7 protein-coding genes and 1 pseudogene are annotated in these 12148 nt (G+C 45.4%); 7 read left to right on the top strand and 1 reads right to left on the bottom strand.

Annotated features, from left to right (window positions below; translation table 11 throughout):
* Window positions 1-34: 34 nt before the first annotated feature.
* Window positions 35-1738 (bottom strand): methyl-accepting chemotaxis protein, encoded by a 1704-nt coding sequence (locus tag ACE3MZ_RS12300; RefSeq protein ID WP_411342463.1) that lies wholly within the window; start codon window positions 1736-1738, stop codon window positions 35-37.
* 430 nt (window positions 1739-2168) lie between these two features.
* Here ACE3MZ_RS12300 and ACE3MZ_RS12295 point away from each other — a divergent pair, with 430 nt between their 5' ends.
* The 7 genes and pseudogenes from ACE3MZ_RS12295 (at window position 2169) to ACE3MZ_RS12265 (ending at window position 12096) form a co-directional block, all read left to right on the top strand.
* A complete protein-coding gene (locus tag ACE3MZ_RS12295; protein ID WP_411342462.1) occupies window positions 2169-3617 on the top strand; it encodes an aldehyde dehydrogenase family protein in 1449 nt (482 codons plus the stop codon).
* A gap of 565 nt (window positions 3618-4182) precedes the next feature.
* Window positions 4183-5826 carry a M4 family metallopeptidase gene (locus ACE3MZ_RS12290; protein WP_411342461.1) on the top strand — a complete coding sequence of 548 codons (1644 nt, stop codon included), beginning with the start codon at window positions 4183-4185 and terminating at the stop codon, window positions 5824-5826.
* A 339-nt stretch (window positions 5827-6165) separates the two neighbouring features.
* A complete protein-coding gene (locus tag ACE3MZ_RS12285) occupies window positions 6166-7893 on the top strand; it encodes a M4 family metallopeptidase (RefSeq protein WP_411342460.1) in 1728 nt (575 codons plus the stop codon).
* A 576-nt stretch (window positions 7894-8469) separates the two neighbouring features.
* The gene (gene glpX, locus ACE3MZ_RS12280) at window positions 8470-9537 is read left to right on the top strand and encodes a class II fructose-bisphosphatase (RefSeq protein ID WP_411342459.1); all 1068 of its coding nucleotides are present in this window, start codon (window positions 8470-8472) and stop codon (window positions 9535-9537) included.
* Window positions 9538-9795: 258 nt separating this feature from the next.
* Window positions 9796-10587 carry a (2Fe-2S)-binding protein gene (locus tag ACE3MZ_RS12275; protein ID WP_411342458.1) on the top strand — a complete coding sequence of 264 codons (792 nt, stop codon included), beginning with the start codon at window positions 9796-9798 and terminating at the stop codon, window positions 10585-10587.
* A 1-nt stretch (window position 10588) separates the two neighbouring features.
* A complete protein-coding gene (locus tag ACE3MZ_RS12270) occupies window positions 10589-11101 on the top strand; it encodes a metallophosphoesterase family protein (protein WP_411342457.1) in 513 nt (170 codons plus the stop codon).
* 327 nt (window positions 11102-11428) lie between these two features.
* Window positions 11429-12096: pseudogene (locus ACE3MZ_RS12265) on the top strand (pectate lyase).
* Window positions 12097-12148 lie beyond the last annotated feature (52 nt).

The raw sequence follows: 12148 nt of genomic DNA, 5'->3' as shown, positions 1-12148 counted from the left end.
TCCATGTGATTTTGGCGTGACCGTACAATCGTAATTAGATCGTAAAGCGCGTCATCACTTGTTGCAGATTCTCAGCTAGTTCGGACAGGTAACGGGCAGAACCCGAAACTTCTTCCATTGTAGAAAGTTGTTCTTCACTGGCTGCACCGGTTTGTTGCAGGCTAGCGGAAGATTGTTCCATGATCGCACTGACATTTTCCATTGCTTCAGCGATCTTCTCAGATTGCTGAGCAACTTCCTGAATGATGCTGCCGGAAGCAAGGATGCGATCCGCTGTATTGTCAACGGATTGGCGAATTGCTTCGAATGCGGTGCTGACATTTTGACTGCTCTTCACACTTTCTTGAATGCTGGCGGAAGATTGGCTGACTTGTTCCACAGCAGCTTTGCTGCTATCTTGCATCATTTGCACCATATCGGAGATTTCACGAGAAGAATCGGCAGCACCGGAAGCGAGTTTGCGAATCTCTTCGGCAACAACGGCGAATCCACGACCAGCTTCACCGGCACGGGCAGCTTCAATGGAAGCATTCAGTGCAAGCAGATTCGTTTGTTTGGCGATATTCTGAATAGCGGACGATGCCAGACCGATACGATCGGAAGTAGTAGACAATTGCTGCATCACCTGCAAGTTGCGCTCCATATCAATCGCCAGTGTTTCGATCAGACGGCTGATATCTTTGACTTGATCCTGACCATGTTGTGCCGCCGATTTCATTTCATCCGTTAGTGCCGCCACTTGTTGGCTGTTGGAAGCAACAATGCCCATTTTCTCATACATAGAGTTGACGGAATTGTTCACCTGGTTGACCGATTCTACTTGTGTTTCTACACCGGTCGACAATTCGCTCGTAGCGATCGTAATGTGTTCGGACGCCTGAGCGGTCTGTTCGGCACTTGCTGTCAATTGCTCTGACGAAGCAGATAGAGTCAGAGCACTTTCATCGACTTTGCGGATAATGTCGCGCATATTCGTGATCATTTCATTAAATGAACCAGTTACTTGACCAATCTCATCACGGGAACGATAATCGCCAGTCACTGTCAGATCGCCTGCACCAGCACGACTCATCAGCTGACTCAGATTGCGAAGTGGACGGGTAACCATACGGCTAATCAGTAGACCGATAGTTAGAGACAAGGCGATAGCAGCAACGATCAGGATGATCATGATCATACGAGAATTGCTAGTGACTTGCTCAATTTCAGTGTTGGCTGTTTTGGCTTCGCTGCTCAAGATAGCATTGAGGCTGCGAACCGTTGTATTCATCGTTTGACGTAATGGTTCTACCTGGGTGTTGAATAATGTATAAGCGGCTGCATTCTGATTGTTTGTTGCCATTGTCTGTACTTGTTGCAGCAAGGTTTGATACGTATCAAGATTATTCAAATACTCGTTGTACAGTTTGGATGCCTGTTCTCCAATAACGAGAGATTTCATTTCTTCATATAAAGTCTTATTCATGTCATTGCGTTCATTGATTGTGCTTGTCAGTTCGGTATTGCGCTCAGCTTTGGTCGTAATCATCATTTCTAGTAATGCTGCTTCGATCGTACGGTTGTCGATAATGATCTGGCTGACATCTTCACTGGCGAGCATATTTTTATGGTACATATCATTTGCTTTATCAGCGATCTGGACGGTAGCGTTATAACTACCATAGCCGATAACAGCCATAAACAAGATTGTGACAGCGAGCAGGGTCAAGATTTTCGTTTGTACAGTTAAATTGCGCATGTAAATCACTCCATCTGATTAAAGTAGCTGCGATTGGTAAATGGTGTAGCGGAAATGCTGGTTTTTGTCGAATATAAGTATGGTAGAATCTGGTTGTGAAATCGTTCCCGATTTGCCGTCATTGGCATCTCATGTTTATAAAAGAAAGACTACAATGATGTAACCCCTTATTATCTATGTCTTTAGCCCAGTAAATATAATCATTTCTAATCTCTGTATTATATGTCGGTAGGACTAAGTAAATTAATTATAGTCCTAGGACCATGATGTTAAAAATAGGAAATATATCTTATTTTGTCGAAATTAATCGAATTAAGTAGACTGATTATGAACAAAATTAGACATTTCGGCTGTATTCGATTAGGCTACCATTGGTTCGTTTAAAATAACGGTAGGGTACTTTAAAGCAAAGCAGAAAGGATGAATAATCATGACTGATACATTAAACGAGATTGCGAAAAAGCATCTATATATTGATGGGAAATGGCAGGAGGCGGCATCGTATGAGCCGTTATACTCTCCATATAATGGAGCGCAGATTGCAGAGGTAGCCGAAGCGAGTGAGGATGAGACACGTCAAGCGATTGCTGCGGCTGCGCAAGCAGCTCCTATTATGCGGGATTTGCCCGCTCACAAACGGGCAGCCATTTTGGAACAATTGGCACATTTGCTACAAGAGCGAAGCGAGGAAGCAGCAAGACTCATTGCGCTCGAAGGCTCCAAGCCGTTAAAAGCAGCGCGTGGCGAAGTGGCTCGTACGATTGAAACGTACAAATTCTCCGCCGAAGAAGCAAAGCGTATTCATGGTGAAACGGTACCTTTGGATGCCGCTGCAACAGGCGAAGGCAAAATCGCCTATACGATCAAAGAACCTGTCGGTGTAGTCGGAGCCATTACGCCATTTAACTTTCCGATGAATCTGGTTGCTCACAAAGTAGGACCAGCACTCGCAGCAGGCAACACGGTCGTGTTGAAACCAGCGGAGCAGACACCGCTCTCGTCTCTATTGTTAGCACAGTTATTAGAAGAAGCAGGATTGCCTGCTGGCGCATTAAATGTAGTAACTGGTGACGGCAAGACGGTTGGCGATGTCATCGTAACCGATGATCGGGTCAAAGCGTTATCGTTTACCGGTAGTCCAGGTGTTGGAATTTCGATCCGCTCTCGCTCCGGGTTGAAAAAGGTGACGCTGGAGCTAGGTTCGAACTCCGGGCTGATTATTGACCGAGATACGAATATCGATGGCATGATTGAACGTGCGGTCTCTGGAGCATTCGGCAATCAGGGACAAGTCTGTATTTCCGTTCAGCGTATTTATGTGCACGAAGAGATCTTTGATACGTTTGTACAAAAGTTTGTCGAAGCGACTGGCAAGCTAAAATTGGGCGATCCGCTGTCTGAAGATACCGATGTAGCTGCAATGATCGCACCGAAGGAACAGAAGCGTGCATTGGAATGGATCGGAGAAGCGATTGAGCAGGGAGCCAAAGTCGCTTGCGGGAATGAGTTACAAGACGGCTTGCTGCTACCGACCGTATTATTGAATGTCGATCCAAAAGCACGCATTGCCTGCCGTGAAGCTTTTGCCCCGGTTGTAATGATTAATGTAGTCAAAGATATGGATGAAGCAGTAGCTGCCGTTAATCATTCGGATTATGGACTACAGGCAGGTATCTATACGTCGAGATTGGCTACTGCCTTCCGTGCGATTCGTCAGCTGGAAGTAGGCGGCGTAATTGTAAACGATATTCCTTCCTTCCGCGTGGATCAAATGCCATATGGCGGAGTGAAACAGAGCGGTATTGGTCGCGAAGGAGTCAAATATGCACTCGAAGATATGCTCGAAACGAAGCTCGTTGTGTTCAACCAATCGTCGTAACCATTGATACAGCAATAGTTCGATTGGCGAACTATTCCTTACATGCATTTCGCTTTTTTGCAATGCAAGATAGAAAAAGGCAGATGGTAGAGTCAAAATGAAGGAATCATATTCCTGATTCCTATATGTTTTAAATCAAAACTTAGTTTAACATGTAAAAAAAGACTTAAGAAATCGCAGAAGCGTTTTTTAAGTCTTTTTTGCGTGTGAAAATGCCGATTTTTTTGACCGTTTGTCAATTAAAGACACCTCATATGTTAGTTATTAGGATCTTTTTAAGAATTTTTCATTTTTTTAGTCAAAAGGGTATTTATTTTTTTTAGGAATCGTGATACGCTTTCTCCCAACACAGAGATGTGTTCCGCAAATGACGATTTACATCGAAATCGCAGGAGGTGAACAGGACAGCGGCATCACAGGTTTGGCAAGCCCGCTATACATAGCTGGCAGGGTGTAAGCAGAATCTCAGGTTGTTAGTAACAGGTGCACTTACGGATGTACACTGAATGTTTCAACCGGAGCAGTTTATTATTCAAAAAAAACCAAGTGAACAGGGGAGAATACTTTGAAAAAAACAGTAGGTCTTTTACTCGCAGGCAGTTTGCTCGTTGGTGCAACAACTTCGGCTTTTGCAGCTGATACGAATAGTCTGGCACCACTCGGTGATTACACACCAAAAGTGATCACTCAAACGACTGGTATTTCCGGTAATGGCGATGCGAAAGTATGGACGTTCTTGGATAAACAAAAACGTTCAATCGTAACGGACAATGCTAGCTCCACTAATGTAAAAGAACTGTTTGAAATTACGAAGCGCCAATCCGACTCCAAAACCGGAACTGAGCACTATCGTCTGAATCAAACTTTCAAAGGTATTCCGGTATATGGCGCAGAGCAAACACTGCACTTTGACAAATCCGGTAACGTATCTCTGTATCTGGGTCAAGTCGTTGAAGATGTATACGGCAAACTGGAATCTTCCGAAAAAGCACAAGGCGTAACTGCTGATGTGTATGCAAAAGAAGACAGTGCTACTGATCTGGTAACACCGAAATTGAGCGCTTCTGCTGCAATCGCTGTTGCTGAAAAAGACGCTGCTTCCAAAGTAGGCGCACTGGGTGAAGCACAAAAAACACCAGAAGCGAAACTGTACATCTATGCTCCAGAAGATAAAGAAGCTCGCCTGGCATACGTAACAGAAGTAAACGTACTGCAACCAGAGCCACTGCGCACACGTTACTTCGTTGATGCGAAAGACGGTTCCATCCTGTTCCAATACGACCTGATCGAGCATGCAACAGGTACAGGTAAAGGTGTACTGGGCGACACCAAAACACTGACTGTTAGCACATCCGGTTCTTCTTATGTTCTGTCCGATACAACTCGTGGTAAAGGTATCCAAACATACACTGCATCGAACCGTACATCCCTGCCAGGTTCGACAGTAACAAGCACAAGCAGCACATTCAACGATCCAGCTGCTGTTGATGCACACGCATATGCTGCAAAAGTATATGATTTCTACAAATCCAACTTTGGTCGTAACAGCATCGACGGTAACGGTCTGGTTCTGCGCTCCACTGCGCACTATTCCAGCAAATACAACAATGCGTTCTGGAACGGTACACAAATGGTATACGGTGATGGCGACGGTACAACATTCGTACCACTGTCCGGCGATCTGGACGTTGTTGGTCACGAGTTGACTCACGGTGTAACTGAGTATACAGCGAACCTGGAATACTACGGTCAATCCGGCGCACTGAACGAATCCATCTCCGATATCTTCGGTAACACAATCGAAGGTAAAAACTGGCTGATCGGCGATGCTATCTACACACCACGTGTATCCGGTGATGCTCTGCGTTACATGGATAACCCTGAAAAAGGTGGACAACCAGCTCGTTTCGCTGATTACCTGAATACTTCTGACGATAATGGCGGCGTACACACAAACAGTGGTATCACGAACAAAGCATACTACCTGTTAGTACAAGGTGGCACATTTGATGGTGTGAAAGTAACTGGTATCGGTCGCTCCCAAGCGATCCAAATCGTGTACCGTGCACTGACACTGTACCTGACGTCCACTTCGAACTTCGCGAGCTACCGTTCTGCTCTGGTTCAAGCTTCCACTGACCTGTATGGTGCTAGCTCCACACAGACTACAGCTGTGAAGAACTCTCTGAGCGCGGTTGGTATCAACTAATTCCGCTTTCGAACCCTCTAATGGTTCGATGATGGAGTTGAAGTCAAGCACCTCTCTGCCTGACGGTAGAGAGGTGTTTTTCTGTTAAAATCTAAGTAAGTATTTATTTTCTTTAGGAATCATGGTAATATTCTTTCCAACACATGGATAGGTGTTCCATTATTTGCAACTCTGTATAAGAAGATAGAGAAGTAAGCGGAACTTTTTTTCCGTTATCCATGTTTGTTGCGATGGTATACATAAGCTGTACCGTAGAATGGATCTCACTCAAGCCACATGGAAATGACATGTTTCATGTCAGATTCATACCCCCACTTTACTGGAACAGGAGAGAATGATTTGAAAAAAACAGCAGGTTTTCTACTCGCAGGCAGTTTGTTGATCAGCACTCAGTCGTCCGTATTTGCCGCCGAAGATGTACATCCGCTTGGCGAATATACACCGAAAGTAGTCAGTCAGACTTCCATATCCGGTGATGAGAAAGTATGGTCTTTTCTGGAACAGCAAAATCGCTCATTAACAACAAATTATGCATCCTCTGATGCGTCATCGGATCATGTCCGTCAGCGCTTTGAGATTACGAAGCGTCAGCCGGATTCGGCAACTGGCACAGATCACTATCGTCTGGCACAAACGTATGAAGGTGTGCCGATCTATGGAGCAGATCAAACGCTGCATTTTGATCCATCGGGCAAAGTATCTCTTTATCTCGGTAAGGTCGTAGACGATGTATATGGCAAGCTGGCTTCGTCTCAAGGCAATGTGACAGAGGAAGTATATAGTAAACAAGACAGCAAACAAACGCTATCTTCTCCAGCGGTAACAGAGGATGTATATCCATCAGATTCGGATAACAATGAATCCAGTGTAGACAGTAAGTCCCTTGTTACACCAAAGTTGAGCACTGCTGAGGCGATCCGAATTGCGCAGAAGGATACAGCAGCAGTGATTGGAAGCTCGGTTCATCCACTGGACGATCCGACAGCTACATTGTATATCTATGCTCCAGAAGGACAGGAGGCACACCTCGTCTATATGACGGAAGTGAATCTGCTGGACCCGGAGCCGGTACGTACGCGTTATTTTATTGATGCCAAAAATGGATCTATCGTACAGAAGCAACAGCTGCTGGAGCATGCAACAGGCACAGGTAAAGGCGTGCTAGGTGATACCAAATCGTTAACGGTAGCTCAAGTCGGTACACGTCATCTGCTGCGCGACACGACGCGTGGCGGCGGTATTGAGACGTATACGATTAATAATCGCACCTCTGGCTCGCTGAGTACGATATCCAGCACGAGTTCTACTTTTAACGATCCAGCAGCTGTTGACGCTCATGCGTATGCCGCCAAAGTGTATGACTTCTACAAAGAGAAGTTCAAACGCAACAGTCTGGATGGTTCTGGCTTGCGTATTCAGTCGGTCACTCACTATGGTTCCAAATATAACAACGCCTTCTGGAATGGTTCTTATATGATCTATGGGGATGGAGATGGTAAGGTATTCGCTCCATTGTCTGGGGCGCTTGATGTGGTCGCTCACGAGATGACGCACGGCGTTATTGAGCATACCGCCAATCTGGAATATGAGAATCAGTCAGGTGCATTGAATGAAGCGATTGCCGATATGTTCGGTAATGCCATTCAAGGTAAAAATGACTGGCTAATTGGTGAAGATGTGTATACGCCGAGCAAAGCGGGTGATGCACTGCGATCTATGGCAGATCCAACTGTGTATGGAGATCCGGCTCATATGGATCAGTACAAAAACTTACCCAACACCGAAGATGGGGATTGGGGCGGTGTTCACACAAACAGTGGTATTCCGAACAAAACATATTATTTGCTGTCTCACGGAGGTACCTTTGAAGGTGTAACGGTAAACGGCATCGGTAACAGTCAAGCCATTGCGATTGTTTATCGCGCACTGACACTGTATTTGACGTCCACATCTGACTTTGCTGACTTCCGGGCAGCACTGACACAGGCTTCTACAGACCTGTATGGCGCTGGCTCCACGCAAACCACTTCCGTCAAGGATGCTTTCGACGCGGTGGGGATCTTCTAATAGATAGGCTGTTATGCCTGCTTATCATTTCCTGTTGGACTCATAGTGGTATATGTATCTAATGAAGGAAACAGGCACAAACAGTAAGTATTTCAGATGAGAAGAGTCGGATAATAAATCCAATGTCTGCTCATCGCAATGCAAATGTCTGAATGTGACATAAAATGTTGGTTTCGGACATTGTGTTTTGCTACGGCTGGTCAACCCCCTTGATCAGCCGTATTTGCATGTTCTAATCTATTGATATTATTTTGTCGTATATTCATAATAGCTAAAATGATTCCAAACGCCCAATATTGATTAACTATTGGGCGCTTTTATTGTGTATTTTGATTGTTTTCATGAATTTGGGTACGGAAGTTGAATGGAATAGGGACTATAATCCCAATGTAAAATGTTGTTTCATGTCGTGAAAAGTGGTTATAATTACATATAATCTTTCTTTATAGATGCAATAAATTTGTTTTGGAAGAAAATTTTCAAAAAAAGCAACAAATATTCAAAGAAAGATGCTATTATAGTCAGCAGAAACAATCATTTCTCTTTGGAAACCCACAAATAGAAGGAGTGGAAGACATGGAACGCGAATTAGCATTGGAAATTGTAAGAGTAACTGAAGTCGCAGCATTGGCTTCGGCTCCGTGGATGGGTCGCGGTGACAAGAACAGTGCAGACGAGGCAGCAACATTAGCCATGAGAGCTATGTTTGATTCCGTATCGGTCAATGGTACGGTTGTAATCGGCGAAGGAGAAATGGACGAAGCACCGATGCTGTATATCGGCGAGAAGCTGGGAAGTACTCAGGCTCCTGAAGTGGATGTCGCTGTAGATCCACTGGAAGGCACCGTCATTGTAGCGAAGGGGTTGAATAATGCATTATCCGTAATCGCTGTAGCGGACAAGGGTAATCTGCTCCATGCACCAGACATGTATATGGAGAAGCTGGCCGTTGGTCCGGCACTTGTTGGTAAACTCAGCATTGAAGACCCGGTGGATGTCACGTTGCGCAAGGCAGCGAAGGCGCTGGGTAAGAAAATGGCAGATTTGACGGTTATGATTCTGGATCGTGATCGCCATGAAAGTACGATCAAAACATTGCGCAAAACGGGCGTTCGTATCAAGTTCCTAAGCGATGGCGACGTAGCCGGTGCGATGGCTCCAGCTTTCCCGGAAGCCGGTATTGATCTATACATCGGTTCTGGCGGTGCGCCTGAAGGTGTACTGGCTGCTGCGGCGCTCTCATGCCTTGGCGGTGAAATTCAGGGACGTCTCATGCCTGCCAATGCCGACGAATTTGCTCGTTGTAAGGCGATGGGCATTGAAGATCCGTATCGTGTATTGACGATGCAGGATATGATCGGTACAGACGATGTGATCTTCGCTGCAACGGGTGTCACACCAGGCGAGATTCTGGGCGGTGTGCGTTATGTAGGTGACGAACGCGCAGAAACACATTCCATCGTGATGAGAGCTAAAACCAAAACGATTCGTTATATCAAGTCACTTCATTATTTGCCGAATAAAGAAGTGCTGCACAAGATTGCCAAAATTCAGTCGACTGGTAATCCAGAAGACCGTCGCACGGCAGCCGTGGAATCGGCGACAAGCAAGAAACAGCAGGCTGCCGTCAAACAGGCGCAATAAGCGTCTGAAGCTTTACTGGGTTAAGGTTTACATCGTAATATCCGTTTCTCGTCCTATTGCTATCGCTTGTGGCCTCCCCCACAACGATATGATCCTTTGGGATCGCAATAGAAGGAAGACGGGTATGCTTTCTCCGCATTACCTCCGTGATTTGGACAGTCCGCATGTCGGGCTGTCCCTTTTTTTGTTTGAACTACGTTTATAAAAGGTATAGGATGAATGAATATCATTTTGAATACGGCAAGGGAGATGAATGCGATGGGGCATATCATACAGCCGGATTGGGAACAGCTGCGGCAGCAATTTTATATCGTAAATGAGCCGCAACCTGATGTATTGTACCGGATTCCATTTGTGGAGCTAGCAACACCGCAGGGAATGAAGTCATTTCTTGAAGATTATGCGCCCAGACTGGGAGCGCCGGATCTTGTACCGGCGGCAACTTTTTTCTGCTCATGGCTGACTGGATTACCGCTGGCGGTGCAATACTATTTATCTGTGCATCAAACTGCAATGCGTCTGTCCTTACAGCAGTTAACACTGAATGTGTATATGAGCGGAGCATATTGTCAGTTTGCTTTTGAAGCGGATACGCTTTGGTTGGAGCCTGTGTCTGGTGATCGGGATTTGTTGCGGTATCATACAGTAGCAGCGATGTATGAAGATATTTTACGACCGCTGCTTGAAAGTATGGCAGCAGTGACAGGTGAGCATGTACGTATGCTGTGGCGGCAAATACCGGCACGGTATTATTATTTTGTTCAGCTATGGCAGCAGCAGATGGAGGAGCCGGTGCGTATTCGGTTAGAACAGGATTTGAACTATGTGCTGAACGAGCTGCCAGCGGATGTATTTGCGCTCAGTCGCAATCCACTGCGGGTTCCACCACGTTATACCGACAATCTGGAACGCAGCGGACAGGTATTGATTCGCAGTGCCTGCTGTTTGTACCATAAGATGGATGGCGGCGAGTACTGTTTTAATTGTCCCAAAGTGAGCGAGGATGTTCGCGAAGAGCGGCGGCTCGCCTATGAATCGAAGGAGGGGTAATATGATTATTGGTGTTATTTCGGATACTCATCTATTCCGGCATCGGCTGACCTTGCCACAACAGGTATGGGATGGTCTGGCAGATGTCGATTTAATACTTCATGCAGGTGACTTCTGTGATTGGGGCGTATATGAATTGCTATCCGAGGTTGCTCCGGTTGAAGCGATTGCCGGAAATAATGATTCACAGAGCATTGTGGACAAGCTGGGACGGCGCAAGATTATTGAAGTGGGCGGCAAGAACATTGGAATCGTACACGGAGATGGCGGATTTCGAGGGACGACCCAGGATCGCGCGTTTCGTTCATTTGAGCCTGGTGAAGTTGATGTGATCGTGTTTGGTCATTCGCATATTCCGTTTGCGGAAGAACGCGATGGTGTGCTGTTATTTAATCCGGGTTCTCCGACCGACAAACGGATGCAGCCTCGCTATTCTTATGGTAAACTTTTCATTGAGAATGAAGATATTCGATATGAGCATTACTTTTTCGACAAAGAGCAGAAACGTGGATAAACGAACATGGGAATACCGCACATCGTTGGTGTGCGGTATATTTTTGTACCAATGAGCAAATCGTGATCAATAGTTGCATCCATTATTATTAGGAATAATGCCCAAGAAATTGGATTACTAACAGGCATCCATGTCAAATTTTACAATATGATGCAATATACATAAAAATTCAAAATTATTCATGAAAAGGGTTCTTCATTTTCATATAGATAAATTATCCAACTGATGCTAGTGTTGAGTTGTACCCGCTGAAATATAATCTACTGCGGGTAACAATAGAATAACGAAGGAGAGAGTAAGAAAATGAAGAAATGGTTCGTCTCATTCATGGCAGGTACGGTGCTAGCTTCGGTTATGACAATCGTTCCAGCAACAACAACGACAGTATCGGCAGCAACGTCGGCAACACCGGGAGTACAGAATACAACGATCATTGTGAAAATGGTGAAGTATTTGACGGTAAAGGTCAACGTTATATCGCAGGTAGCGCACTGGGTGATGGCAGTCAACAAGAAGCACAAAAACCTATTTTCCGTATCGAAAACGGTGGCGCCATCAAAAACGTAGTTATCGGTGCACCTGCGGCAGACGGCATACATACGTACGGTAATGCAACGCTGCAAAATATCGTTTGGGAAGATATCGGTGAAGATGCCCTTACGATCAAACAAAAAGGGAATGTAACGCTGGATGGTGGTTCTGCTACCAATGGCGACGATAAAATGTTCCAGATTAACGCGGAAGCTACATTTACCGTCAAAAACTTCAAAGGCTCCAATGCCGGTAAATTTATCCGTCAGCTGGGCGGCAGTACATTTAAAGTCAATGTCATTATCGACCGCTGTGATATCTCTAATATGAAAGAATCTATTTTCCGTACAGATAGCAGTACATCCACTGTGAAAATGACCAACACTCGTTATCACAATATCCCGACCAAATTCCGTGGCGTGAACTCGGCGAATATTTCTGAAAGCGGCAATGTGCAATACTGATTCTTACCGGGATCAACAGCAAACGTAACGTTGTACAGATGGAATCTGTTAC

Source organism: Paenibacillus sp. WLX1005, from assembly GCF_046603685.1.
Lineage (GTDB): Bacteria > Bacillota > Bacilli > Paenibacillales > Paenibacillaceae > Saccharibacillus.
Note: the sequence above shows the minus strand (reverse complement) of the source record. Positions and strands in the feature narration are given on the sequence as shown.